General features: G+C 70.0%; 22 protein-coding genes and 1 riboswitch. Of the genes, 12 read left to right on the top strand and 10 right to left on the bottom strand.

Going from position 1 to position 24,050, the window contains the following annotated elements:
- Positions 1-9 precede the first annotated feature (9 nt).
- From rsgA to SAVERM_RS15790, 3 genes are all read right to left on the bottom strand, one after another.
- Complete coding sequence (gene rsgA / locus SAVERM_RS15800; RefSeq protein WP_010984473.1) at positions 10-1,020, bottom strand: ribosome small subunit-dependent GTPase A; 1,011 nt, start codon at positions 1,018-1,020, stop codon at positions 10-12.
- A gap of 16 nt (positions 1,021-1,036) precedes the next feature.
- Positions 1,037-2,377: a 3-phosphoshikimate 1-carboxyvinyltransferase gene (gene aroA, locus SAVERM_RS15795; protein WP_010984472.1), complete on the bottom strand. Its 1,341-nt coding sequence runs from the start codon at positions 2,375-2,377 to the stop codon at positions 1,037-1,039.
- Positions 2,378-2,556: 179 nt separating this feature from the next.
- Positions 2,557-3,288 (bottom strand): M50 family metallopeptidase, encoded by a 732-nt coding sequence (locus SAVERM_RS15790; RefSeq protein ID WP_010984471.1) that lies wholly within the window; start codon positions 3,286-3,288, stop codon positions 2,557-2,559.
- A 106-nt stretch (positions 3,289-3,394) separates the two neighbouring features.
- Here SAVERM_RS15790 and SAVERM_RS15785 point away from each other — a divergent pair, with 106 nt between their 5' ends.
- From SAVERM_RS15785 to SAVERM_RS15740, 10 genes are all read left to right on the top strand, one after another.
- Positions 3,395-4,234, top strand: coding sequence for an SOS response-associated peptidase (locus tag SAVERM_RS15785; protein WP_010984470.1), 840 nt, complete (start codon positions 3,395-3,397; stop codon positions 4,232-4,234).
- 1 nt (position 4,235) lies between these two features.
- Positions 4,236-4,871, top strand: a complete 636-nt coding sequence (locus tag SAVERM_RS15780; protein ID WP_010984469.1) for an alpha/beta hydrolase family protein — start codon at positions 4,236-4,238, stop codon at positions 4,869-4,871.
- Positions 4,872-5,116: 245 nt separating this feature from the next.
- On the top strand, positions 5,117-5,800 hold the full coding sequence (sigR, locus tag SAVERM_RS15775; protein ID WP_010984468.1) for an RNA polymerase sigma factor SigR: 684 nt from the start codon (positions 5,117-5,119) through the stop codon (positions 5,798-5,800).
- Positions 5,797-6,108 carry a mycothiol system anti-sigma-R factor gene (gene rsrA / locus SAVERM_RS15770; protein ID WP_010984467.1) on the top strand — a complete coding sequence of 104 codons (312 nt, stop codon included), beginning with the start codon at positions 5,797-5,799 and terminating at the stop codon, positions 6,106-6,108. Before sigR ends, rsrA begins: the two co-directional genes overlap by 4 nt.
- 193 nt (positions 6,109-6,301) lie before the next feature.
- Positions 6,302-7,723 (top strand): HD-GYP domain-containing protein, encoded by a 1,422-nt coding sequence (locus SAVERM_RS15765; protein ID WP_037649015.1) that lies wholly within the window; start codon positions 6,302-6,304, stop codon positions 7,721-7,723.
- A gap of 47 nt (positions 7,724-7,770) precedes the next feature.
- Entirely contained in the window at positions 7,771-9,048 is a 1,278-nt protein-coding gene (locus SAVERM_RS15760; protein WP_042494396.1) for an HD-GYP domain-containing protein, read from the top strand.
- A 141-nt stretch (positions 9,049-9,189) separates the two neighbouring features.
- Positions 9,190-10,170, top strand: a complete 981-nt coding sequence (locus SAVERM_RS15755) for a tetratricopeptide repeat protein (RefSeq protein WP_010984464.1) — start codon at positions 9,190-9,192, stop codon at positions 10,168-10,170.
- A gap of 73 nt (positions 10,171-10,243) precedes the next feature.
- Positions 10,244-10,894, top strand: a complete 651-nt coding sequence (def, locus tag SAVERM_RS15750; RefSeq protein ID WP_010984463.1) for a peptide deformylase — start codon at positions 10,244-10,246, stop codon at positions 10,892-10,894.
- Positions 10,895-11,231: 337 nt separating this feature from the next.
- Positions 11,232-12,317, top strand: a complete 1,086-nt coding sequence (gene cyc1, locus SAVERM_RS15745; RefSeq protein WP_107083301.1) for an epi-isozizaene synthase — start codon at positions 11,232-11,234, stop codon at positions 12,315-12,317.
- The gene (locus SAVERM_RS15740; RefSeq protein WP_010984461.1) at positions 12,314-13,684 is read left to right on the top strand and encodes a bifunctional albaflavenone monooxygenase/terpene synthase; all 1,371 of its coding nucleotides are present in this window, start codon (positions 12,314-12,316) and stop codon (positions 13,682-13,684) included. Before cyc1 ends, SAVERM_RS15740 begins: the two co-directional genes overlap by 4 nt.
- Positions 13,685-13,784: 100 nt before the next feature.
- Here SAVERM_RS15740 and SAVERM_RS15735 read toward each other — a convergent pair whose 3' ends face one another.
- On the bottom strand, positions 13,785-14,765 hold the full coding sequence (locus tag SAVERM_RS15735) for a GlxA family transcriptional regulator (protein WP_010984460.1): 981 nt from the start codon (positions 14,763-14,765) through the stop codon (positions 13,785-13,787).
- Between the two features lie 94 nt (positions 14,766-14,859).
- Between SAVERM_RS15735 and SAVERM_RS43060 the strand changes: the two genes are divergently transcribed.
- A complete protein-coding gene (locus tag SAVERM_RS43060; protein ID WP_042493129.1) occupies positions 14,860-15,066 on the top strand; it encodes a hypothetical protein in 207 nt (68 codons plus the stop codon).
- On the opposite strand, the gene SAVERM_RS15725 is transcribed toward SAVERM_RS43060, so the two are convergent.
- From SAVERM_RS15725 to SAVERM_RS15700, 6 genes are all read right to left on the bottom strand, one after another.
- Positions 15,027-15,482, bottom strand: coding sequence for a hypothetical protein (locus SAVERM_RS15725; RefSeq protein WP_037649009.1), 456 nt, complete (start codon positions 15,480-15,482; stop codon positions 15,027-15,029). The genes SAVERM_RS43060 and SAVERM_RS15725 overlap by 40 nt on opposite strands.
- Before the next feature lie 148 nt (positions 15,483-15,630).
- Positions 15,631-16,644, bottom strand: a complete 1,014-nt coding sequence (locus SAVERM_RS15720) for a ribonucleotide-diphosphate reductase subunit beta (protein WP_037649006.1) — start codon at positions 16,642-16,644, stop codon at positions 15,631-15,633.
- Positions 16,644-19,025: a ribonucleoside-diphosphate reductase subunit alpha gene (locus tag SAVERM_RS15715; RefSeq protein ID WP_010984456.1), complete on the bottom strand. Its 2,382-nt coding sequence runs from the start codon at positions 19,023-19,025 to the stop codon at positions 16,644-16,646. The genes SAVERM_RS15720 and SAVERM_RS15715 overlap by 1 nt, the downstream gene beginning before the upstream one ends.
- A gap of 124 nt (positions 19,026-19,149) precedes the next feature.
- Positions 19,150-19,289: riboswitch (cobalamin riboswitch) on the bottom strand.
- A 171-nt stretch (positions 19,290-19,460) separates the two neighbouring features.
- A complete protein-coding gene (mctP, locus tag SAVERM_RS15710) occupies positions 19,461-21,089 on the bottom strand; it encodes a monocarboxylate uptake permease MctP (protein ID WP_037649004.1) in 1,629 nt (542 codons plus the stop codon).
- The gene (locus SAVERM_RS15705; RefSeq protein WP_010984454.1) at positions 21,086-21,340 is read right to left on the bottom strand and encodes a DUF3311 domain-containing protein; all 255 of its coding nucleotides are present in this window, start codon (positions 21,338-21,340) and stop codon (positions 21,086-21,088) included. Before SAVERM_RS15705 ends, mctP begins: the two co-directional genes overlap by 4 nt.
- A 236-nt stretch (positions 21,341-21,576) precedes the next feature.
- Positions 21,577-22,341, bottom strand: a complete 765-nt coding sequence (locus tag SAVERM_RS15700) for a GntR family transcriptional regulator (protein WP_010984453.1) — start codon at positions 22,339-22,341, stop codon at positions 21,577-21,579.
- 416 nt (positions 22,342-22,757) lie between these two features.
- Between SAVERM_RS15700 and SAVERM_RS15695 the strand changes: the two genes are divergently transcribed.
- Positions 22,758-24,038 (top strand): extracellular solute-binding protein, encoded by a 1,281-nt coding sequence (locus SAVERM_RS15695; protein ID WP_037649001.1) that lies wholly within the window; start codon positions 22,758-22,760, stop codon positions 24,036-24,038.
- Positions 24,039-24,050: the final 12 nt, after the last annotated feature.

The following is a 24,050-nucleotide window of genomic DNA, read 5'->3' as shown; positions in this document are numbered from 1 at the left end:
ACACGAGGATCAGTCGCCTTCCGTCCGCTCACGCGTTGCCAACAGCCTGCGCAGGGAGTAGAGCCGCTGCGGATCCGCGTGACCGTCCGTCACCCACTGGTCCAGCGCGCAGTCCGGCTCGTCGTGGCTGCACGCGCGCGGACAGCCCTCGGTGCCGGGTTCGAGGTCGGGGAAGGCCTTGATGACACGGGACGGGTCCACATGGTGCAGGCCGAAGGAGCGCACGCCCGGGGTGTCGACGACCCAGCCCGCACTGTCCGGCAGGGGGACCGCGCGCGCCGACGTCGTGGTGTGCCGGCCACGTCCGGTGACCGCGTTGACATGGCCGGTGCTGCGCCGCCGCTCCACCGACACGAGCGCGTTGACCAGGGTCGTCTTGCCCACGCCGGAGTGCCCGACGAAGGCCGTGATCTTGCCGTCCAGCTGCTTGCGCACGCGTTCCACCGCCTCGCCGCTCTCCAGCTCCTCGCGGCTGGTCACGACATACGGGACACCCAACGCCCCGTACATCTCCAGGAGTTCGTCGGGGGAGGCGAGGTCCGACTTGGTGAGGACGAGGAGCGGGGTGAGGCCGCCGTCGTAAGCGGCCACCAGACAGCGGTCGATCAGCCGCGGGCGCGGCTCCGGGTCCGCGAGGGCGGTGACGATGGCGAGCTGGTCGGCGTTGGCGACGACCACGCGCTCGTAGGGATCGTCGTCGTCGGCCGTGCGCCGCAGCACGGAGGTGCGCGGCTCGATGCGGACGATGCGGGCCAGGGTGTCCTTCTTGCCGGACAGGTCGCCGACAAGGGCCACCCGGTCGCCGACCACTGCCGCCTTGCGGCCCAGTTCGCGGGCCTTCATGGCCAGGACGACCCGGTCCTCGACCAGGCAGGTCAGCCGGCCCCGGTCGACGGTGATGACGAGGCCCTCCGCCGCGTCCTCGTGCTTTGGGCGGATGTTCGAACGCGGCCGGTTGCCCTTGCGGTTGGGGCGGGCGCGGATGTCGTCCTCGTCGGTGTGCTTGCCGTAGCGGCGCATGATCCAGGTCCGCCCGTCAGTTCCCGAGCATCCCGGTCCACAGGTCGGGGAAGTCCGGCAGCGTCTTGGCCGTTGTCGCCACGTTCTCGATCTGTACGCCGTCGACCGCGAGACCGATGATCGCGCCCGCGGTGGCCATACGGTGGTCGTCGTACGTGTGGAAGATCCCGCCGTGCAGCCGACGCGGGCGGATCGACAGGCCGTCGGCGGTCTCGGTGACGTCGCCGCCCAGCTCGTTGATCTCCTTGGTGAGCGCGGCCAGACGGTCCGTCTCGTGCAGGCGGAGGTGAGCCACACCGCGCAGGGTGGACGGGGAGTCCGCGAGGGCCGCGACCGCCGCGATGCCCGGGGTCAGCTCGCCGACCTCGCTCAGGTCCACGTCGATGCCGTGGACGGCACCCGAACCGGTGAACTCCAGCCCTTGCTCGGTCAGTTCACAGGAACCGCCCATTTCGGTGAAGATCTCACGCAGCTTGTCGCCGGGCTGCGTGGTGCGCTCGGGCCAGTCGGGGATGACGACCTTGCCGCCGGTCACCAGCGCCGCCGCCAGGAACGGCTGGGCGTTGGAGAGGTCCGGCTCGACGGTCAGGTCACGGCCGAGCAGGGCGCCCGGCGTCACCCGCCACACGTTCGCCTCGCCGCCCGACTCCGGGGTGTCCACCTGGGCGCCGACCGCGCGCAGCATGTCGACGGTCATGCGGATGTGCGGCATCGAGGGCAGGGTCGAACCGGTGTGCCGGACCTCGACGCCCTGGTTGAAGCGCGGGCCGGACAGGAGGAGCGCCGACACGAACTGCGACGAGGAGGACGCGTCGATGGCGACCGGCCCGCCGTCCAGGGCGCCGCCGCCGTGCACGGTCAGCGGCAGCGCGCCGCGGCCGTCGTCGTCGATGCGGGCGCCGAGGGCGCGCAGGGCGTCGATCACACCGTTCAGCGGGCGCTCGTACGAACGCGGGTCGCCGTCGAAGCGGATGGGGCCGTCGGCGAGCGCGGCCACCGGGGGCAGGAAACGCATCACGGTGCCGGCATTGCCGACGTCGACCGTGGCCGGGCCGTGCAGCGCGGCGGGGATGACACGCCAGGCCTCACCGGAGCCGTCCGAGCCGCCCCCGACGGAGGAGCTGGAGGACACCGTTTCCTCGATACCGACGCCCATCTCGCGCAGCGCGGCCGCCATCAGCAGGGTGTCGCGCGAGCGCAGCGGGCGGCGCAGCCAACCCGGCTCGGAGGCGAGGGCGGCGAGGACGAGGGCACGGTTGGTGACCGACTTCGACCCGGGCACGTGGACCGTCGCGTCGACGGCTCCGCTCGCGTGCGGGGCGGGCCAGAGGGCGGTGTGTGCGGGGTTAACGGTCATGCGTCCACTTTAGTGGCTGGCACTGACCGCAGATCTTGATCAAAAGCGGCGAAATCCGAGCGAAACAGTGCGGTGATAGGGCGTGGAGAGGCCCGGGGTACGTGCCGTGCATATATGCAAGGAGGGGGAAGGGGCGGAAAGCGGCGCGCCGGAGAAGCGGAGAGACACGCGCCGGACCGTCAGACCTCCAGCAGCCAGCGCCCCCCGCCGATCAGCGAGCACAGGGACACCGCGTGGAACAGGAACAGCCACAGTCCGGCCGGCACCCGCGTCAGCCGGGACAGCTGGTCCGCGTCCGAGTCGCCCGCGTTGCCGCGCGACCGCTTGGCCTGGAGTTCGAAGGCCGGGCGTACGCCGCCGATCAGCAGGAACCACACCACCGCGTACGCGAACGCCGCCTGCACCTGGGGACCGGCGAGCCAGGACACCACCACGAACGTGCCGCCCGTCAGCAGCACCGTCAGCGCGCCGTACGCGTTGCGGATCATCACCAGCATCGCTATCAGCAGGACGGTGGCCAGCCACAGCAGCGCGGTGATGTGGCCCGCGGCGAGCAGCGCGGCGCCGCCGAGGCCGAGAAGCGGGGGAGCGGTGTAGCCCGCGGCCGCGGTCAGGATCATGCCCAGGCCGTGCGGCTTGCCGCGGCTGACCGTGAGGCCGCTGGTGTCGGAGTGCAGCCGTATGCCGGTGAGGGTGCGGCCGGTCAGCAGCGCGATCAGACCGTGGCCGCCCTCGTGCGCGATGGTGATCGCGTTGCGGGAGAGGCGCCAGACGTTGTGCGGGACGATCACGGCGAGCGCGGCGACCATGGTCGCGATCACGACCCACAGGTCGGGGTCCGGCTGGCTGCCGAAGACCTGGTCCCAGAGGTCGGTCAACGAGCTCAGCGAGGTCGATGCGGTGCTGTCCATTGTTCTGCGGTGGCTCCCTCTGGAGGCAGTCGACAGGGGCTTGCGCGTAGCGCAATCGTTGAGGAGCGGTGGGCGGGTGGCGGGTGGGCCTGGCAGTCTGGCACGTATGTGCGGACGGTATGCAGCGAGTCGTGGGCCCGAGGATCTCGCAGGAGTCTTTGAGGTCGAGAAGTGGGAGCCGGAGGAAAGCCTGGCGCCCGATTTCAATGTGGCCCCGACCAAGGACGTCTACGCCGTCCTCGACCGCCCCCTCAAGGACGCCGACACCGCGTCCACGAGTTCCTCCGTCCCGGGCCGGCCGGTTCGCCAGCTGCGCAAGCTCAAGTGGGGCCTGGTCCCCTCCTGGTCCAAGACGCCCGAGGGCGGCGCCCGGATGATCAACGCGCGCGCGGAGACCGTGCACGAGAAGCCGTCGTACCGGCGCGCCTTCGCCGCCCGGCGCTGCATCCTGCCCGCCGACGGTTATTACGAGTGGGTGACCGGTTCGCAGGAGCGCGAGCTGGAGGTCGAGGGCAGGAAGAAGCGCCCGCGCAAGCAGCCGTACTTCGTGCTCCCCGCCGACGGGTCGGTCTTCGCGATGGCCGGTATCTACGAGTTCTGGCGGGACAGGACCCTGCCCGACGACCATCCGGGGGCCTGGTGGGTGACGTGCTCGGTGATCACGACGGAGGCGGAGACCAGCCCCCTGGCGGTGGCCCCGGCCGAGGGGCCGTACGCGCTCGCCGACATCCACCCGCGCATGCCCCTGATGCTCACCCCGGACCGCTGGGACGCCTGGCTGGACCCGGCCCGCACGGACACCGACGACCTCCGCGAGCTGCTCGCCCCACCGCCTGCCGGGCTGATGCGCGCGTACCCCGTCTCCACGGCCGTCAGCAATGTCCGCAACAACGGGCCGGAGCTGCTCAAGGAGCTGGAGGGGCCCGAAGAGGGCACACTCTTCTGACATGGCGGAGATCACCGAGCTCATCGAGACCGACGCGGGTACGGCGCGCATCACCTGGCACAAGGCGAGGAAGGCCAGCCTCGTGCTCGCCGTCAGCCATGGGGCCGGCGGTGGCATCGAGGCGCGTGATCTTCAGGCGCTCGCGCGGGTGCTGCCCGGGCACGGGGTGACCGTCGCGCTCGTCGAGCAGCCCTGGCGGGTGGCCGGGAAGAAGGTGGCGCCCGCGCCGAAGACGCTGGATGTGGGGTGGCGGGGGCTGTGGCCGGCGGTCGCGAAGGCCGGGCTGCCCGTGATCGCCGGCGGGCGGAGCGCCGGTGCCCGGGGCGCCTGCCGGACCGCGACGGAACTCGGCGCCGCCGCCGTCCTCGCCCTCAGCTTCCCGCTGCACCCGCCCGGCAAGCCCGAGAAGTCCCGCGCCGACGAACTGCTCGGCGCCGGGGTGCCCACACTCGTCGTGCAGGGCGGCAACGACCCGTTCGGGAAGCCGGAGGAGTTCCCGAACGGATCATACGAACTGGTCGAGGTGCCGTACGGCGATCATGGTTTCGCCGTCCCCAAACGGGCGCCCCTCGGCCAGGAGCAGGCCCTGGCGATCATCACGGACCGTGTTGTGGAGTGGACCGCGTCACTCGGGTAGGGCCCGGGAATGCGGTGTGGCTGACTGCTGTTGTGGCGAACAGAGAGTGTTCATCGTTCGTACGAGAGGAAGTCCGCCGCATGGGTTCGACCTTCTGCCCGAGCCGAAGCAGCGCCCGTGACCTGGAGTGGTCGGTGCTGCACGCGGCGAAGACCGCCCCGATTCGGGCGGCGGCCGGACCGGATCGTCGTCTATCCTCCGATTCGAGTGGGACCGGTTTCGGTCCTGCCACATCGCTGGAGGAGGTGGGTCCGGTCACTGGGACCGACGCAGGGACCGACAACGGCCAGGCGGAGCAGCCCGAGGGCCAGGGCACGAGCACGGAGTCGACCGCCGAGCGCAGCGCGCGCTTCGAGCGGGATGCGCTCGAATTCCTCGACCAGATGTACTCGGCCGCCCTGCGCATGACGCGCAACCCGGCCGATGCCGAGGACCTGGTGCAGGAGACGTACGCGAAGGCGTACGCGTCCTTCCACCAGTTCCGTGAGGGCACCAACCTCAAGGCGTGGCTGTACCGCATCCTGACGAACACCTTCATCAACTCGTACCGCAAGAAGCAGCGCGAACCCCAGCGCAGCGCGGCCGAGGAGATCGAGGACTGGCAGCTGGCACGCGCCGAGTCGCACATGTCGACCGGTCTGCGCTCCGCGGAGTCGCAGGCGCTCGACCACCTGCCCGACTCGGACGTCAAGTCAGCGCTGCAGGCGATCCCCGAGGAATTCCGCATCGCCGTCTATCTCGCGGATGTAGAGGGCTTTGCGTACAAGGAGATCGCGGACATCATGGGGACACCCATCGGTACGGTGATGTCCCGGCTGCACCGGGGCCGCCGTCAACTGCGCGGCATGCTCGAGGACTACGCCCGTGACCGCGGACTGGTCCCGGCCGGCGCCGGAGAGTCGAACGAAGCGAAAGGCTCGGGCTCATGAGCTGCGGAGAGCCGCACGAGACGGATTGCAGTGAGGTCCTCGACCATCTCTACGAGTTCCTCGACCATGAGATGCCGGACTCGGACTGCACCAAGTTCGAGGTGCATTTCGAGGAGTGCTCTCCGTGCCTGGAGAAGTACGGGCTCGAGCAGGCCGTGAAGAAGCTGGTCAAGCGCTGCTGCGGCCAGGACGACGTGCCGACCGACCTGCGTGCCAAGGTCATGGGCCGGATCGATCTGATCCGCTCCGGACAGACGGTGCCCGAGCACGACGTGACCGCCGCCCCGGCGACACCCCAGGAGTCGTGAACGCGCCTGCCCGTTCGGGCAGGCGCCGGGTTCATCACCCGAACGTGCTAATCCGCGGGTCGTAGACCCGCGGATTCGCTGGTTGCGGCCCCCGCGCCACCCCCACCCCTCTAGGCTCCGGAGCCTGAAAGGGGCATGACCGGGCAAGCGAGGCACGGGTTCGGGGAGGGGCGCCATGGGGGCTGTGCGGGCCATGGGGTCGGTTCCGGCACGGGGACGCGTGTACGTCCTCTGCACCGCCGTCGCCGCCCTGGCCTGCCTCGCTCCGGCGGCGACCGTCCGCGTTCCGTGGTGGGTGGTCGCGCTGCTCGCCGGGCTCTACGCCGGCTGCGAGCAGATCACGTTTCCCCGCGTCCGGCCCGGTCGCGGGGAGGTGAGCGGCGGCACCGGAGGGGACGGCTCCCGGCCGGCCGGCCGCCGGGTGCCCGCCGGTATGGGCACCCTCTTCCCCGTCCTGCTCGCCGGGGCCTTTCTGCTGCCGCCGTCGGCCGCCGCACTGGTGCCGCTGCCCGGGGCCCTGCTCGCCCGGGTCGAGCGGCGACCGCGGTGGCTGCGCCGGATCTGGCACGCGGCCCAGCTGGCCCTCTGCACCTGGGCGGCGTCCCGGGCACACGGGGCGCTGGGCGGGCGGGCCGCGGTCGCCTCCCCCGACTTCCCGTACGCGCTCGTGCCCGCCGGGGCCGCCGTGCTGGCGTTCTGCGCCGTGCTGACCGCGCTCGACGGGGGGATCCTGGCCCTGGCCGAGCGGGTGCCCGTGCGCGGTGCCTGGCGGGGCCTGTTCCCGCGCTCCCTCGCACCCGTCGCCGTGCACGGCCTTGCCGGGCTGATGATGGCGGTGCTGTGGCGCAGTCCGTACGGTCCGGTGGCCGCGCTGCTCGTGCTGCTGCCGATGTACGTGTCCTGCTGGGTGTTCGCGCAGTACCACCGGGAGCGGGCCGCCCATCAGGCCACGATCCGCGCGCTGGTGCAGGCCGTCGACATCAAGGACGGGTACACCCGCGGACACAGCGAGCGGGTCGGCCAGGCGTCGATGATGATCGCGCGCGAGCTGGGCATGGACGACGAGCGCGCCGAGGTGCTGCGCTTCGCCGGGATCCTGCACGACGTGGGCAAACTCGGGGTGCCCACGCGGCTGCTGCGCAAGGACGGGCCGTTGACGCCCGAGGAGCGGCGGATCATCGAGCTGCATCCCGAGTACGGGCACGAGATGGTGCGCGGGATCGGGTTCCTGGGGGAGGCGCGGTCCGCGATCCTGCATCACCATGAGCGGCTGGACGGAAGCGGGTATCCGTACGGGTTGACCGGGGCCCAGATCCCGGAGTTCGCCCGGGTGGTGGCCGTGGCGGACGCCTTCGACGCGATGACGTCGACGCGGTCGTACCGGCGGGCGCGGCCGGTGGCCGCGGCGCTGGAGGAGCTGGAGCGGTGTGCGGGGGCGCAGTTCGATCCGGTGATGGTGGGGGCGTTGGTGCGGGCGTTGGGGCGGCAGGGGTGGCATCCGGCGGTGACCGCGGACGAGAACGTACCGCCAGGCGTCTGCCCACCCGCCCCACCTGTTTCCAGCCGACTGGAAAGCCGGAGCCACCGAAACGGCGTCGGCGGGGGCGGGGCGTGAGCGGGCCGGAGAGGTCCGAGGGGTCCGAGGGGCCGGAGAGGCAGGGGCTGCCAGGGCAGCGGCAGACGTACGTTCCGGGGGCCGTCCGGGGACGGCCTGCCCGGGTTCTCGTCCTCGCCCACGGGGGCGCCCTGCTGCTGGGCGCCGCGGCCCTTGCCGACACCCTCTGGCACGGGGTCGACCGGCCCGGTGACGCCCTCGCCTTCGGGCTGCTCGTCGCCGTGGGGGAGCTGGCCCGCTGGAGCGGGGCCGGAGAACGGGCGTCGGCGCCGCTCGGCGCGGCCGGGGCGCTCGCCTACGCACTGCTCGGGGAGAACGCCGGGCACCCGACCCATCACGGCGCCCTCCAGGTCGTCGCCGTCGTCGTCGCCGCGGCCCTCCTCGGCTGTGTCCCCCACGTGGCCCGGGGCGGCCCCACCGCCGACCACCTCACCCGCCGCGTCCTCACCGTCGGATTCGCCGCCCTCTGCTTCCAACCCCTCTACGAGCGGGGCCGGTTGCACGAGTGGGGCGGCCCCGCCCACGCCCTGCTCCTCGTCGCCCTGCTGCTGCTCACCGCTCTGTGCGACGCGCTGCTCGCCGCGGTCATGGCACACTCCCGCACCCGCTGGCCGTTCGGCCCCCTGCTCCGCGACGAGCTGCGCGCCATGCTCGGCATCGGCTCCGCCGTGTGCGCGACCGGGGCCGTGATGTCGCTCGCCGTCGCCGTCGTGGGTCTCTGGGCCCTGCCCGTCTTCTCCCTGCCGCTCCTCCTCACCCAGTTCTCCTTCCGGCGCTACGCGGCCGTCCGGGTCACATACACGCAGACGATCGCCTCCCTCGCACGCGCGACCGAGATCGCGGGCTGCACCCCCGCCGGCCACGCCCGGCGCGTGGCCGTGCTCAGCCGGGCGGTCGGGCGGGAGCTCGGGTTGTCCGGGCCGGAACTGACCGTGCTGGAGTACGCGGCCCTGATGCACGACATCGGCCAGCTGAGCCTGGTCGATCCGGTGCCCGCCGGGGCCACCGCCGTGCTCTCCGCCGACGAGCAGCGGCGCATCGCGCTCCTCGGCGGTGCCGTCGTGCGGCAGACCGGGGTGAACGCCGAGGTGGCGGTGGTGGTGGAGCGGCAGGCCGACCCGTACCGGGAGCAGCCGGTGAGTGCCAGGATCGTACGGGCCGTGAACGCGTACGAGGAGATGGTTCGGGCAGCAGGTCCCGGAGGGCCGCTCACGGCCTTGGAGAAACTGCGGCTGGGCACCGCCCGCGACTATCAGCCGGAGGTCGTGGAATCCCTGGCCAGAGTGCTGTCGAGAGACGGTCTGACCTTGCCTTCGGCTGGGTAACCCATGGGTAATGAGCGCCCGTCCGACGGGACGTGGTTGGATGCGAGGGAGAGCGTGTTCGGGGGCGCAGGCCGGCCCATGGCCGTACTGACTTCAAAGGACCGGCAGGCGGGAAGCGCAAGGAACTGGCAGGCGGGAATCGTGAGGATCTTCGGCAAGGGACGGCACCGGCCCTCCGCCTCATGGCGGCAGGCCACCGACCGGGCGTTCACACTGATCGGCGACGGCCGGTACGAGGACGCGGGCGCGCTGCTGACGCGTGCGGCCGACCTGGAGCCGTGGCTGTCGGAGTCCTGGTTCAACCTGGCCCTGCTGCACAAGTTCCGGCACGACTGGGAGCAGGCGCGGGCGGCCGGGCTCAGGGCCGTGGCGCTCCTCGACCGCGAGACCGGCGCACCTGACTGGTGGAACGTCGGGATCGCCGCGACCGCCCTCCAGGACTGGCCGCTGGCCCGCCGTGCCTGGCAGGCGTACGGGCTGCGGGTGCCGGGCGGCGCCACCGCCTCCGGCGAACCCGTCGGGATGGACCTGGGCAGTGCGGCCGTACGCCTGTCGCCCGAGGGCGAGGCCGAGGTCGTCTGGGGGCGGAGGCTGGATCCGGCGCGCATCGAGGTGCTGTCGATTCCGCTGCCCTCCTCCGGGCGGCGCTGGGGCGAGGTCGTCCTGCACGACGGGGTGCCGCACGGGGAGCGGACGACCGCCGCCGGGCACGCGTACCCCGTGTTCGACGAGATCGAGCTGTGGGCGCCGTCGCCCGTGCCGACCTGGGTGGTGCTGCTGGAAGCGGCCACCGAGGACGACCGGGACGCACTGGAGCAGCTCGCGGCCGACGCGGGCTTCGCCGCCGAGGACTGGTCCTCGTCCGTGCGGCTGCTGTGCCGTATGTGCTCCGAGTCCCGGATGCCGTCCGACGAGGGCGACGGCGAGCACCTCGACCCGCACGACCACAGCGAACCGGGGCACCCGGGCCCCCTCGGCCACCGCACCGACGGGCAGCTGTGGGTGCCCGAGCGGGAGTGCGGCATCGCGGCGCCCGCCGCCCTCGTGCGCGGCCTGCTCGACGGCTGGGTCGCCGACAGCCCGGACTCGCGCGGCTGGCGGGATCTCGAAGAGGTCTGCTGAACGGCCCCCACCGGTCCCCGTAGGCTGTATGCGCACCACTCTCATGGAATTCGCAGGAAGGCGTACGTCGGTCATGGCGCAGCAGGACACCGATCAGCAGCACACCGGGGTGCTCCCCGTGGACGACGACGGCTTCGTCATCGACGCCGAGGACTGCGAGGAGCGCGAGGCGGCCTACCGCGAGCGCGGCACCTCGCGACCGATCACGGTCGTCGGCAACCCCGTGCTGCACAAGGAGTGCAAGGACGTCACCGACTTCGGCGCCGAGCTGGAGCAGCTGGTGGCCGACATGTTCGCCAGCCAGCGCACCGCCGAGGGCGTGGGCTTGGCCGCCAACCAGATCGGCGTCGACCTGAAGGTCTTCGTCTACGACTGCCAGGACGACGAGGGCACCCGGCACGTCGGTGTGGTCTGCAACCCCAAGCTCGTCGACCTGCCCGCCGACCGGCGCCGCCTGGACGACAGCAACGAGGGCTGCCTCTCCGTGCCCACCGCGTACGCGCCGCTCGCCCGCCCCGACTACGCCGAGGTCACCGGTCAGGACGAGAAGGGCAACCCGATCAAGGTGCGGGGCACCGGCTACTTCGCGCGCTGCCTCCAGCACGAGACGGACCACCTGTACGGCTACCTGTACATCGACCGGCTCTCCAAGCGCGAACGCAAGGACGCCCTGCGGCAGATGGCCGAGAACGAGCCCCGCTACCCCGTGGTCGCGAACGACTGAGCGAGGTTGCGAACGGCTGAGCGTGGTCGCGAACGACTGAGACAGAAAATGACAGCCGGGGCCTGAGCGTCCCGCACGAACGGCGTCTGGCCGGGGCCCTCCCGACCAGGCGTCGTTCGTATGTGCGTCGCACGTTCGATCCCTTGTGCTCGTTGAATGATCCATAATCAGTCACAGATGGGGGGATTCTCGGCACCAAAGGGTAGTGACTGGAGTAAATCCGTTCCCAGGACGGTCAGTTGTAGTGCTGAATGGAATGCGCGGGGATACGCAACGGCGCGCGCCCGGCACGGCGGGAGGGGTGTAGCGCCAACTGGCGGCTGAGAGGGGTTTGTTCGTGCCTGCTTTCCCACACAGCACTTCACCGACAACGACCGTGATCGCGGTTCCACCGGCGCTCTCTCTACCGGTGATCGAGACGGATTTTCCCCGTCAACTGCATCCGTATTGGCCCCGGCTTCAGGAGAAGACCCGATCCTGGCTGCTGGAAAAGCGCCTCATGCCGGCGGACAAGGTCGAGGAATATGCCGACGGACTGTGCTACACGGACCTCATGGCGGGCTACTACATCGGCGCCCCCGACGAGGTCCTCCAGGCGATAGCGGACTACAGCGCGTGGTTCTTCGTCTGGGACGACCGCCACGACCGGGACGTCATCCACCGTCGGGCCACCGCCTGGCGGCAGCTCCGGTTCCAGCTGCACACGGCACTCGACTCCCCCCGGGATCATCTGCACCACCGGGATCCCCTGGTGGCCGGGTTCGCGGACAGTATGGTGCGGCTGTACTCGTTCCTCGGCAAGAAGTGGAACGCGCGGTTCGCGTGCCACTTCCACGCGGTGATCGAGGCGTACGACCGGGAGTTCCACAACCGCACCCGGGGCATCGTCCCCACCGTCGAGGAGTACCTCGAACTGCGGCGGCTCACCTTCGCGCACCGGATCTGGACCGACCTGCTGGAGCCGAGTGCGCGCCACGAAATTCCGGCCGGCGTGCGGGAACACCCCGGATATCGGCGGGCCGCGCTGCTGAGCCAGGAATTCGCCGCCTGGTACAACGACCTGTGTTCACTTCCCAAGGAAATCGCGGGTGACGAGGTCCATAATCTCGGCATCAGTCTCATTCATCACGAGGGACTGACACTCGAAGAAGCCGTCACAGAAGTCCGGCGACGAGTGGAGGAATGCATTGCGGAATTCCTCGTCGCCGAAAAGGAGGCGGTGCACCTCGCCGACGGCCTCGCCGACGGAACCCGGGCGGGCCATGAATTGAGCGACGCCGTGAAGGCGTGCGTCGCCAATATGCGGAACTGGTTCAGCACCGTGTACTGGTTCCACCACGAGTCCGGCCGGTACCGGGTCGACAGCTGGGACGACCGCTCGACACCCCCGTACGTCAACAACGAAGCGGCAGGTGAGAAATGACCCTCGAATCGGTGAAACCCGAAGCACCGGAGGCACCACAGCTGCGCAACCCGCCCCTCGCCGGGGGCGGCATCCCGGGCCTCGGCCACGGCTGGAAACTGGCGCGCGACCCCCTGGGCTTCCTGGCCCAGCTGCGCGACCACGGCGACATAGTCCGGCTCAAACTGGGCCCCAAGACGATGTACGCGGTCACCACGCCGGCGCTCACCGGGGAGCTCGCGCTGAGCCCCGACTACGAGATCGGCGGACCCCTGTGGGAGTCCCTCGAAGGGCTGCTCGGCAAGCACGGGGTCGCCACCGCCAACGGGCCGACGCACCGGCGTCAGCGGCGGACGATCCAGCCCGCGTTCCGGCTCGACATCATCCCCGAGTACGGGCCGATCATGGAGGAGGAGGCGCGGGCGTTCGCGGCGCGCTGGCAGCCGGGGGAGATCATCGACTGCACATCGGAGTCGTTCCGGGTCGCCGTGCGCATCGCGGCCCGTTGTCTGCTGCGCGGCCATTACATGGACGAGCGGGCGGAGCGGCTGAGCATCGCGCTCACGACGGTGTTCCGGGGCATGTACCGGCGCATGGTGATCCCGGCCGGGCCGCTCTATCGGCTGCCGCTTCCGGCCAACCGCAAATTCGACCGCGCACTGGCCGATTTGCATCTTCTGGTGGACGAGATCGTCGCCGAGCGCCGGGCATCCGGTCAAAAGCCGGACGATTTGCTGACGGCATTGCTGGAGGCGAAGGACGACAATGGCGACCCCATCACGGAACAGGAGATCCACGACCAAGTCGTCGCCATACTCACCCCCGGCAGTGAAACCATCGCATCCACGATCATGTGGCTCCTGCAAGTCCTCACGGAACACCCGGAACATGCGGCCAAGGTGTGTGCGGAGGTCGAATCCGTCACGGGTGACCGGACCGTTGCATTCGACGACGTCCGGAAGCTTTCGCACACGAACAATGTGGTCGTGGAGGCGATGCGGCTGCGCCCCGCCGTATGGATATTGACGCGGCGGGCGGTGACCGAAACCGAACTCGGCGGGTATCGCATTCCGGCCGGTGCCGACATCGTGTACAGCCCGTACGCGATCCAGCGCGACCCCCGCTCGTACGCGGAGCACCTGGAGTTCGACCCCGACCGCTGGCTTCCGGAGCGCTCCAAGGACCTCCCGAAGTACGCGATGCGCCCGTTCAGCCTGGGCAACCGCAAGTGCCCGAGTGACCACTTCTCGATGGCCCAGCTCACCCTCATCACGGCGACGGTGGCCGCCAAGTGGCGCTTCGAGCAGGTGTCCGAGTCGAGCGACGCGACGCGCGTCGGCATCACGCTGCGCCCCCACCGGCTGCTGCTGAAGGCCATACCGCGCTGAACGCCCCGGGGTGCACCCTCGTTGCCTCGCCAGGAGGTGTGCGGGGGCGCACCCCGCGTTCATGGACCGGACCCGTCCGACCGGGAGTCCTGCCCGACCGTCACCCGGCGAGACCGAGCGGCCCCGTGGCCGGTCCCCGGAACGTACGCCGGTACGCGTTCGGGGTCGTCCCCAGCGACCGGACGAACTGATGGCGCAGGGCGGCCGCGGTCCCGAATCCGGTCCGGCCCGCGATCGCGTCCATCGTCTCGTCCGTCACCTCCAGCAACCGCTGGGCCAGCAGCACACGTTGGCGCAGGATCCAGCGGTACGGAGTCGTGCCCGTCTCCTGCTGGAAGCGGCGGGCGAAGGTGCGCGGGGACATGTGCGCGCGGGCCGCCAGCTGTTCGACGGTGACCTCCTCGTCGAGGTGCTGCTCCATCCACACCAGCACCTCGCCGACCGTGTCGCAGGGGGAGCGGGGCAGCGGCCGCTCGATGTACTGGGCCTGGCCGCCGTCGCGGTGCGGCGGCACCACCATGCGGCGGGCGATGGCGTTGGCGACCTCGGGGCCCTGCTCCTTGCGGACGATGTGGAGGCAGGCGTCGATCCCGGCGGCCGTACCGGCCGAGGTGATGACGGGGTCCTCGTCGACGTACAGCACGTCCGGCTCGACGATCGCCTTCGGGTACTGCCGGGCGAGTTCGTCCGCGTGGTGCCAGTGCACGGCGCAGCGCCGCCCGTCGAGGAGCCCGGCCGCGCCCAGCACGAAGACGCCGGAACAGACGCTGAGCAGCCGGGCACCGCGGTCGACCGCGCGGCGCAGGGCGTCGAGCAGTTCGGGTGGATAGCCGCGGGAGACATAGGAGTTCCCGGCGGGCAGGGTGATGAGGTCGGCCGTCTCCAGCCGTTCCAGGCCGTGCTCCGTGCGCAGCGAGAACCCCGCGTGCGTGCGCAGGGTCGGGCCCTCGGCGGACGCGACCGCGAACTCGTACACGGGCAGGCCCTCGTCGCTGCGGTCGATGCCGAACACCTCGCAGACGACGCCGAGTTCGAAGGGATGCACGCCGTCGAGCAGGACGGCGACCACGTTGGTGAGCATGCTGCCAGTGTGCCGTAGAGCTGGCAGTAATTCGAGGGTCTACGGCAGTCCTGCCACTGACAGGTAAGGAGTGATCGGCGCGACAGTGGTGTCCATGAACGCACTCATGGACAACCTCGCCGGAATACTGACCGTCCTCGTCATCTTCGTGGTGCTGGCCCTCCCCGCACTGATCGGCCTCGCCCACGAAAGGCGGATCGACCGTCAGCTCAGGGAGGCGGCCGGCCGCTCCCACCGGGAGGCCGGTCCGCCGCAGCGGCCTCAGGCCTTCGTCACCACCACCGTCACCGTCCACTCCTGAAGGCCCTTGCACGACGCCCTGGCCGGGTCGGTGACGCACAGCGGGCGGGACGAGGTGAGCCGTGCCTTCCCGGCCGAGACCGCCCTGAAGGCGGAGACGGCGTCGCCCGGCTGGAGGACGATGCCGCTGTTGGTGGCTTCGAGACCGCCGCCACTGACGGCGACGGGCTGCCAGGGCCTGTCGCGGGTGCCGTCCAGGCTGAGGCGGATCACACCGCCCGTCGGCACACAGACCGTACGGCCGCTGTCGGCGGCGCTCAGCTCCGTCTGTGCCGTACAGCCTTCGCCGGTCGTCGAGGGGGACGGGGACACGGTGCCGCTGCCGCCCGGGCCGCTTCCGTTCTGCGTGCCGCAGCCCGCGAGGACGAGCGTCAGTGTCGCGAGGGCGATCGTCCGGTGGTGGGTCGTTCGGCGCATGGCGTGGCCTCCTTGCCGCTTGGACGTGTCACCCGTGCACCAGGATCCACTCACCGAAGGTCTTCCGGGTGCGGCCGGAGGGCGGGACATGACGACGCCGGGCCGCGTGTGCGGCCCGGCGTCGTCCGGTGCTGAGCGGGCTGAACCGTCAGAAGTCCTCGTCGAGGTCGACCGTGCCCTCCACCGCGACCTGGTACGCGGACGCGCGCCGCTCGAAGAAGTTGGTCAGCTCCTGGACGCCCTGGAGCTCCATGAAGGAGAACGGGTTCTCGGAGCCGTACACCGGCGCGAAGCCGAGGCGCTGGAGGCGCTGGTCGGCGACGCACTCCAGGTACTGCCGCATCGACTCGGTGTTCATGCCCGGCAGGCCGTCGCCGCACAGGTCGCGCCCGAACTGGAGCTCCGCCTCGACGGCCTCCCGCAGCATGTCGGTGACCTGCTGCTGAAGCTCGTCGTCGAAGAGCTCCGGCTCCTCCTTGCGGACGGTGTCGACCACCTCGAACGCGAAGGACATGTGCATCGTCTCGTCACGGAACACCCAGTTGGTGCCGGTGGCGAGACCGTGCAGCAGACCCCGGCTGCGGAACCAGTAGACGTACGCGAAGGCGCCGTAGAAGAAGAGGCCCTCGATGCACGCGGCGAAGCAGATCAGGTTGAGCAGGAAACGGCGGCGGTCGGCCTTCGTCTCCAGCCGGTCGAGCTTCTCGACCTCGTTGATCCACTTGAAGCAGAACTCGGCCTTCTCACGGATGGACGGGATGTTCTCGACGGCCGCGAAGGCCGCCGTCCTGTCCTCGGGGTCGGGCAGATAGGTGTCGAGCAGCGTCAGATAGAACTGAACGTGCACGGCTTCCTCGAAGAGCTGACGGCTCAGGTAGAGCCGCGCCTCGGGGGAGTTGATGTGCTTGTACAGCGTCAGCACCAGGTTGTTCGCGACGATCGAGTCGCCCGTCGCGAAGAACGCGACCAGGCGGCCGATCAGGTGCTGCTCGGCAGGCGTCAGCTTCGCGAGGTCGGCGACGTCCGAGTGGAGGTCGACCTCCTCGACGGTCCAGGTGTTCTTGATCGCGTCCCGGTAGCGCTCGTAGAAGTCCGGGTAGCGCATGGGGCGCAGGGTGAGTTCGAAGCCCGGGTCGAGCAGGTTCTTGGTTTCGCTGGACATCACTGGCAGGCCTCGCAGGACTCGGGGTTCTCAAGGGAGCAGGCGACGGCGTCGGGCTCGGACACCTGCTGGACGGGGATGGTCTTCTCGGGCTGTGCCTGGGCCTGGGCGGCGCGGGCGATGCGGGTCGCCGGGCGGGAGCGCAGGTAGTACGTCGTCTTCAGGCCCGACTTCCAGGCGTACGCGTACATCGAGGAGAGCTTGCCGATGGTCGGCGTCTCCAGGAACAGGTTCAGCGACTGGGCCTGGTCCAGGAACGGGGTCCGGGCCGCGGCCATGTCGATGAGCCCGCGCTGCGGGATCTCCCACGCCGTGCGGTACAGATCGCGGACGTCCTGCGGGACCCAGGTGAAGCCCTGCACCGAGCCACCCGACTCGCGCAGCGCCTCCCGGGTCTGCGCGTCCCACACGCCGAGCTGCTTCAGTTCGTCCACCAGGTAGGAGTTGACCTGGAGGAACTCGCCGGACAGCGTCTCGCGCTTGAACAGGTTGGAGACCTGCGGCTCGATGCACTCGTAGACACCCGCGATGGACGCGATGGTGGCGGTGGGGGCGATGGCGAGCAGGAGGGAGTTGCGCATGCCCACGGCGGCGATGCGTTCCCGCAGGGCCGCCCAGCGCTCGGGCCAGGTCAGCTCGACGTCGAAGTGGTCGGGGTGCAGCACGCCACGGGCGGTACGGGTCTTCTCCCAGGCGGGCAGCGGTCCGTTGCGCTCGGCGAGGTCGGCGGACGCCTCGTACGCGGCGAGCATGATGCGCTCGGCGATGCGCGTGGAGAGCGCCTGGGCCTCGGGCGAGTCGAAGGGCAGCCGCAGCTTGAAGAAGACGTCCTGGAGGCCCATCGCGCCCAGGCCCACCGGACGCCACCTGGCGTTGGAGCGGCCGGCCTGCTCGGTCGGGTAGAAGTTGATGTCGACGACCCGGTCGAGGAAGGTCACGGCGGTGCGGACGGTGGCGTCGAGGCGCTCCCAGTCGATGTCCCGGCCGACCACGAACGCGCCCAGGTTCACCGAACCGAGGTTGCAGACCGCCGTCTCCCCGTCGTCCGTGACCTCCAGGATCTCGGTGCACAGGTTCGAGGAGTGGACGACGTGGCCCGGCTCCGCCGTCTGGTTGGCGGTGCGGTTGGCGGCGTCCTTGAAGGTCATCCAGCCGTTGCCGGTCTGCGCGAGGGTGCGCATCATGCGGCCGTACAGGTCGCGGGCCGGGATGGTCTTCTTGGCGAGGCCCGCCTCCTCGGCCTTGCGGTACGCGGCGTCGAACTCGTCGCCCCACAGGTCGACCAGCTCGGGCACGTCGGCCGGGGAGAACAGCGACCAGACGCCGTTCTCGTTGACCCGGCGCATGAACTCGTCCGGGATCCAGTGCGCCAGGTTCAGGTTGTGCGTACGCCGGGCGTCCTCACCGGTGTTGTCGCGCAGCTCCAGGAACTCCTCGATGTCGGAGTGCCAGGTCTCCAGGTAGACCGCGGCCGCGCCCTTGCGCCGGCCGCCCTGGTTCACCGCGGCGACCGAGGCGTCGAGGGTCTTCAGGAACGGGACGATGCCGTTGGAGTGCCCGTTCGTGCCGCGGATCAGGGAGCCCCGCGAGCGGATCCGGCTGTACGAGAGGCCGATGCCGCCCGCGTGCTTGGAGAGCCGGGCCACCTGGTGGTAGCGGTCGTAGATGGAGTCCAGCTCGTCCAGCGGGGAGTCGAGGAGGTAGCAGGACGACATCTGCGGGTGCCGCGTACCGGAGTTGAAGAGCGTGGGGGAGGAGGGGAGGTAGTCCAGGCGGCTCATCAGCCCGTACAGGGCGGCCACTTCGTCGACGGCGTGCGAGGTGTCGTCCTCGGCGAGGCCGGAGGCGACCCTGAGCATGAAGTGCTGCGGGGTCTCGATCACGCGCCGGGTGATCGGGTGCCGCAGCAGATAGCGGCTGTGCAGGGTGCGCAGCCCGAAGTAGCCGAAGCGGTCGTCGGCGCCGGTGTCGATCAGCGCGTCCAGGCGAGCGGTGTGCAGCCGTACGAAGTCGGCGGTGCGGTCGGCGACAAGGCCCTCGCGGTGCCCGACCGTGATCGACGCGGAGAACGACGTGACGCCCTGTGAGGCGGCCTCCTCGGCGATGCTGATGGTCAGCAGCCGGGCGGCCAGCCGCGAGTACGCGGGGTCCTCGGAGATGAGACCCGCGGCCGCCTCGGTGGCCAGCTCGCGCAGCTCCGCTTCGTCCGCCCGGGCGGACCGGCCGCGCAGAGCGGCGGCGGCGACCCGGCCGGGGTCGGCGTCGGGGAGGTCGGCGGTGAGGTCGGTCAGGGTCCGCAGCAGCGCGGTACCGGGACCGTCCGTCTCCGCCGATGTCACCGACGTTGTCACTGAAGCCGGATCGGCTGGCGCGATGGTCACGTGGGGCTCTCCCTCGCTCGGCACGGGGCCTGTTGGAGGGCAGCAGGGCGCACGGCACGGCAGGCACGCGCGCGTCCACCGGCCCACTCCGCGAGGCCCGGACGTCATGGCACCCGGGCCGGTCGGCCGGGGCGCGCTGTCGACAGGTCCTCGGACTGAAGCGAGCACGTGGCAGCGAAATACGCGAACACGCACAAGTACACCGTTGCGGGACAGTTCCGGATTCGCACCGGATTCCCCTGCGGCGACAGCGAGCATGAGCATACATCTTGTGCCGGGCCCCGGTGGCACCCCCACATCTTGTGTCCCGTCGGTGCCGGAGAGGTACGACGACGGGCCGCCGGATTTCCCGGCGGCCCGTGTCATGTGCCCGTGTACCTACATACCTACGCATCTAGGCGCCTGCGCACGCACCTACGACTCGGTGCGTCGCGCTCAGTGCGTGGCGCCCGCCGTGGCCGGCGGCAGTTCCACCTCGACGCCCGGGTCGCCGGCGTCCGCCGTGTAGTCCTCCGGCGAGGTCTCGTCGATGCCGTCGGGGGCCTTGAGGGCCTTCAGGGCGAAGGTGAGGACCACGGTGACCACCACGTTCAGCACGAACGCCGTCAGGCCGATGTAGCCGATCTCCCCGATCCCCGGGATCTCCTTCGAGCTGCCGCCGAAGTGCTTCTGGGTCGGGGACGCGACGCCGTACGCGGCCAGCGTGCCGTACACCATGCCGACCGCCCAGCCCGCGAGCAGCGCCCAGCGGTGGAACCAGCGGGTGAACAGCCCGCCGACCAGGGCCGGGAAGGTCTGCAGGATCCAGATGCCGCCGAGCAGCTGGAAGTTGATCGCCACCGTCTTGTCCATCGTCAGGACGAAGACCAGCGCGCCCACCTTCACCAGCAGCGACACGAGCTTGGAGACCTTGGTCTCCTGCGCCGGGGTCGCGTCCGGCTTGATGAAGTCCTTGTAGATGTTGCGGGTGAAGAGGTTCGCGGCCGCGATCGACATGATCGCCGCCGGGACCAGCGCGCCGATGCCGATCGCCGCGAAGGCGACGCCCGCGAACCAGTCCGGGAACATCGTCTCGAACAGCTGCGGGATGGCCAGCTGCCCGTTCTGGACCTTGATGCCGGCCGCGATGGCCATGAAGCCGAGCAGCGCGAGCAGGCCCAGCATCAGGGAGTAGAGCGGCAGGATCGTGGTGTTGCGGCGGATCACGTCACGGCTGCGCGAGGACAGCGTCGCCGTGATCGAGTGCGGGTACATGAACAGCGCCAGGGCGGAGCCCAGCGCCAGCGTCGCGTACGTCCACTGGCCCGCCTCGGCCGGTGCGAGCGCCCCGCGCGGTTTGCCGGTCGCCGGGTTGGTCTGGGAGAACGCCTCGCCCGCCTTGGCGAAGATGTCGTCGAAGCCGCCCAGCTTGATCGGGATGTAGATGATCGCGACCGCGATGACGAGATAGATCAGCCCGTCCTTCACGAACGCGATGAGGGCGGGGGCGCGCAGCCCCGAGGAGTACGTGTACGCGGCCAGGACGCCGAAGGCGATCAGCAGCGGCAGGTCCTTGACGAACCAGTTGGTGCCCTCGCCGCCGCCCACGCCCATGACGTCGAGGACGGCCTGGATGCCGACCAGCTGGAGCGCGATGTACGGCATGGTCGCCAGGATGCCGGTGACCGCCACCGCCAGGGACAGGCCCTTCGAGCCGAACCGGCCGCGCACGAAGTCGGACGTCGTCACATATCCGTGCTTGTGCGACACCGACCAGAGGCGGGGCAGGAAGGTGAAGATCAGCGGGTAGACGAGGATCGTGTACGGCACCGCGAAGAAGCCCGCCGCGCCCGCCGCGTAGATCGCCGCCGGTACGGCGACGAAGGTGTACGCCGTGTAGAGGTCGCCGCCGAGCAGGAACCAGGTGACCCAGGTGCCGAACGACCGGCCGCCCAGACCCCATTCGTCCAGGCTGTGCTCGTTCTCGGCCTTGCGCCACCGTGCCGCCAGGAAGCCCAGCACGGTGACGGCCAGGAAGAAGAAGACGAAGACGCCGAGGGCGACTCCGTTCACACCGTCCTTCACTGCCCCTCACCTCCCTTGCGGGCGCGCTGGTCGCGCTGCCACAGCTGGTACGCGGTCATGGTGAGCGCCGTGGAGATGAGCACCCACAGCATCTGGTACCAGTAGAAGAAGGGGATGCCTATGAAGGTCGGGTCGACCTTCGCGTAGGAACCGACCCACAGCATCGCCACGAACGGGGCGATCAGACAGAGGGCGATGACCACCCGGACCGGTGTCACCACCGGTGGTTTCACTTCAGGCGTTTCGGACATGCCACGGCTCCGTCCCTTCGCTGATCACCTGTGCAACGCGCAGGAAATCTAAGCGACGGTTCCGCTTTATGGAACCCCCGTCCGCATAACGGATGTGACGTACTGCTCATCGGCAACGAAAGGCCGTGCGAAAGGCCGTGGGGAAGGCCGCGCGAAAGGCCGCGCGAAAGGCCGCGCCGAAGACCGCGCGGGACACCGCCTCCTGACGGCCCGTGCGCACTGCGGGCGCCTCGGCCTCAGTCCTGGGGGCGCTTGAGTCTCGCCACGAACTTGTAGCGGTCCCCGCGGTACACCGACCGCACCCACTCCACCGGCCGGCCGTCCTTGTCCAGCGAGTGCCGCGAGAGCATCAGCATGGGCAGGCCGACGTCGGTGCCCAGCAGTCCGGCCTCGCGCGGGGTGGCCAGCGAGGTCTCGATGGTCTCCTCGGCCTCGGCGAGACGGACGTCGTAGACCTCGGCGAGCGCGGTGTAGAGCGACGTGTACTTGACCAGCGACCTGCGCAGCGCGGGGAAGCGCTTGGCGGACAGATGGGTCGTCTCGATGGCCATCGGCTCGCCGCTGGCCAGGCGCAGCCGCTCGATGCGCAGCACGCGGCCGCCCGCGGTGATGTCGAGCAGCCCGGCGAGGGTGTCGTCCGCGGTGATGTAGCCGATGTCCAGGAGCTGCGAGGTCGGTTCGAGACCCTGGGCGCGCATGTCCTCGGTGTACGAGGTGAGTTGCAGCGCCTGGGAGACCTTCGGCTTGGCGACGAACGTGCCCTTGCCCTGGATGCGCTCCAGGCGGCCCTCGACGACCAGCTCCTGGAGGGCCTGGCGGACGGTCGTGCGGGAGGTGTCGAACTCGGCGGCCAGCGTGCGCTCGGGCGGCACGGGTGTGCCGGGCGGCAGCGTCTCCGTCATGTCGAGCAGGTGCTTCTTCAGGCGGTAGTACTTGGGCACACGCGCGGTACGGATGGGTGCCCCGCCCTCGTTCTCCGCACTGCTGACGTCGGTGCTCATGCTCTGCCTTCCCGGCTCCGGGTGCCGAAGCGGCCGACCTGTCCGATCGGCCACGGCTCACATCGTGGCACGGCCTTGTGTACGGGTGTCCCGCGAGGATCCTCCGCACGCTCCGTGATCCCCTCTATATACCGTCGGGGTCCCTGTTGGTCTAGTCCACCGCGCTGAAGTGGTCCACCCTGGTGCGCCTGGTCGGACCTGCCCGCTCTGCGGCTTACCTACTTAAAGGTCCTTGCATATGTAGGTCCCGTAACGGACGCCGGATGCGCCCCGAACTCCCTTGACAGGCCTATTGGTCTGGGCCAAGCTCCCCGTACTGGTCTACACCATTGGTCCAGGTCCCGGCCCCGCTCGAGTACTGGCCCTAGGTCACCGCGGTGGGCAGGGGGGTTTGTGGCATCCCTGAGGAGGGTGGCGTGAAGCGCAAGCTGATAGCCGCGATCGGTATCGCGGGCATGATGGTCTCCATCGCGGCGTGCGGGGACAACAAGTCCGGGGGGTCGGACAAGGGCGCGGACGCCAAGGAGCTCACCGTCTGGCTGACGGTGGACGCGCAGAACAACTGGCCGGCGCTGGTCAAGGCCGCCGACGCCGCGGTGCAGAAGAAGCACCCCGGCATCAAGATCAAGCACGAGTACTACGGCTGGCCGGACAAGAACACCAAGCTCGACGCGGTCCTCGCCACCGACAAGGCCCCCGACGTGGTCGAGATGGGCAACACCGAGATGCTCGGTTACATGGTCAAGGGTGCCTTCGCCCCCGTCGACGCGTCGAAGTTCGACAACTCCGCCGCCTGGCTGGACGGCCTCAAGGCCTCGGTCACCTACGACGGCAAGACCTACGGCGTCCCGTACTACGCCGGCGGCCGGGTCGCCAACTGGCGCAAGGACGTCGCCGCTTCGGTCGGTGTGAAGACACCCCCGAAGACCTACAAGGAGCTCACCGCCGCCCTGGGCAAGATCCAGAAGAAGCAGGGCAGCAAGTTCAGCGCCTGGTACCAGCCCACCCGCGACTGGTACGCCGCGATGTCCTTCGTGTACGACGCCGGCGGCTCCATCGCGGTCGAGTCGGGCGGCCAGTGGAAGGGCAACCTCTCCTCGCCCGAGTCGGTCAAGGGCCTCACGGAGTTCAAGAAGGTCGTCGACACGTACATGCACGGCGACAAGACCAAGGACGAGTCCGACCGTTACATCGTGTACGGCCAGGGCAAGTCCGCCATGATCTTCGGCGCCGCCTGGGAGGGCGCGACCTCCGAGGACCCGAAGAACGACAAGACCGGCAAGCTCAAGGGCAACCTCGAGAACTTCGTGATGCCCGGCCCGTCCGGCAAGAACATCCCCGTCTTCCTCGGCGGCTCCGACCTCGCGATCCCGGTGAAGTCGAAGGCGCAGGGCGTCGCCGCCGAGTGGATCAACGCGCTCACCGGCGCCAAGGGCCAGAAGGGCCTGATGGCCAAGGGCAACCTGCCCAACAACAAGACCGACCTCGCGACGCTGAAGAACGACCCGGCGACCGAGGTCCCGGCCACCGCGGCCGAGTCCAACTGGTTCGTCCCGATGGCGCCGGGCTGGGGCCAGGTCGAGAAGGCCCAGGTCCTGCAGAAGATGCTGCAGAACATCGGCACCGGCAAGAAGTCGGTCGAGGCCGCCGCGAAGGAAGCGGACGCCGCGATCGACAAGGTCATCAACACCAAGTGACCTGAGAGCGGG

Origin of the sequence: Streptomyces avermitilis MA-4680 = NBRC 14893 (assembly GCF_000009765.2) — a bacterium.
GTDB lineage: Bacteria > Actinomycetota > Actinomycetes > Streptomycetales > Streptomycetaceae > Streptomyces > Streptomyces avermitilis.
This window is presented reverse-complemented; position numbering and strand designations above follow the sequence as displayed.

What these genes read in the sequence shown, in the direction of transcription:
- rsgA (WP_010984473.1), bottom strand. Translation starts at nt 1,020, where the DNA reads ATGCGCCGCTACGGCAAGCACACCGACGAGGACGACATCCGCGCCCGC.
- aroA (WP_010984472.1), bottom strand. Translation starts at nt 2,377, where the DNA reads ATGACCGTTAACCCCGCACACACCGCCCTCTGGCCCGCCCCGCACGCG.
- SAVERM_RS15790 (WP_010984471.1), bottom strand. Translation starts at nt 3,288, where the DNA reads ATGGACAGCACCGCATCGACCTCGCTGAGCTCGTTGACCGACCTCTGG.
- SAVERM_RS15785 (WP_010984470.1), top strand. Translation starts at nt 3,395, where the DNA reads ATGTGCGGACGGTATGCAGCGAGTCGTGGGCCCGAGGATCTCGCAGGA.
- SAVERM_RS15780 (WP_010984469.1), top strand. Translation starts at nt 4,236, where the DNA reads ATGGCGGAGATCACCGAGCTCATCGAGACCGACGCGGGTACGGCGCGC.
- rsrA (WP_010984467.1), top strand. Translation starts at nt 5,797, where the DNA reads ATGAGCTGCGGAGAGCCGCACGAGACGGATTGCAGTGAGGTCCTCGAC.
- SAVERM_RS15765 (WP_037649015.1), top strand. Translation starts at nt 6,302, where the DNA reads ATGGGGTCGGTTCCGGCACGGGGACGCGTGTACGTCCTCTGCACCGCC.
- def (WP_010984463.1), top strand. Translation starts at nt 10,244, where the DNA reads ATGGCGCAGCAGGACACCGATCAGCAGCACACCGGGGTGCTCCCCGTG.
- SAVERM_RS15740 (WP_010984461.1), top strand. Translation starts at nt 12,314, where the DNA reads ATGACCCTCGAATCGGTGAAACCCGAAGCACCGGAGGCACCACAGCTG.
- SAVERM_RS15735 (WP_010984460.1), bottom strand. Translation starts at nt 14,765, where the DNA reads ATGCTCACCAACGTGGTCGCCGTCCTGCTCGACGGCGTGCATCCCTTC.
- SAVERM_RS43060 (WP_042493129.1), top strand. Translation starts at nt 14,860, where the DNA reads ATGAACGCACTCATGGACAACCTCGCCGGAATACTGACCGTCCTCGTC.
- SAVERM_RS15725 (WP_037649009.1), bottom strand. Translation starts at nt 15,482, where the DNA reads ATGCGCCGAACGACCCACCACCGGACGATCGCCCTCGCGACACTGACG.
- SAVERM_RS15720 (WP_037649006.1), bottom strand. Translation starts at nt 16,644, where the DNA reads ATGTCCAGCGAAACCAAGAACCTGCTCGACCCGGGCTTCGAACTCACC.
- SAVERM_RS15705 (WP_010984454.1), bottom strand. Translation starts at nt 21,340, where the DNA reads ATGTCCGAAACGCCTGAAGTGAAACCACCGGTGGTGACACCGGTCCGG.
- SAVERM_RS15700 (WP_010984453.1), bottom strand. Translation starts at nt 22,341, where the DNA reads ATGAGCACCGACGTCAGCAGTGCGGAGAACGAGGGCGGGGCACCCATC.